Origin of the sequence: Caballeronia sp. LZ003, from assembly GCF_031451465.1 — a bacterium.
Taxonomy (GTDB): Bacteria; Pseudomonadota; Gammaproteobacteria; order Burkholderiales; family Burkholderiaceae; genus Caballeronia.
The window spans coordinates 1-490 of sequence record NZ_JARUXJ010000172.1 but is presented as its reverse complement, the minus strand read 5'-3'; the positions used below and the strand labels follow the sequence as shown (position 1 = coordinate 490).

Here is a 490-nt window from a genome sequence, read left to right as displayed (position 1 = left end):
ATTCGCTGTATGTCTACCTCTGGCAACGCATCAGCTAATCATGAAGATTCCAATCCTTTTCGACACCAATGCCAACCGTCATGCCGCGCATTCAGCTCGTAGCACCAGCGCGATATTGCACGAAGCGCCGGTGATCCGCGATCCGTATGAGATCGGCACCGTCACGAACCCTCAATGGATGGATCCCGAGCAAAAGCAATGCATCCGCTGCACTGTGACGTTCCCCAATCATCCGATGGGCATCACGGAACCACAGGTCTTCTTTGCTATGCCCACTGATGTTGAAGCGCACGGTCGGGCGTTATTCGCCCGATTGGTCGCGGGCGAGTTCGGTCCAATTGCGAGTTACGTGGAGGATATGGAAGTCATCGCAGCCCAAGCGCGCGAGCAACGCGACGAACGGCTCGCCGCGACACAGTGGCTAGTCGATCGGCATCGTGACGAGCAAGACGCGGGCGTGCCGACGACGTTGGATGCTTCCACTTTCAAA

1 pseudogene is annotated in these 490 nt (G+C 56.9%); it reads left to right on the top strand.

Features of this window, described 5'->3' with window-relative positions:
• Positions 1-40: 40 nt before the first annotated feature.
• Positions 41-490: pseudogene (locus QCE79_RS33655) on the top strand (hypothetical protein); the annotation flags it as partial.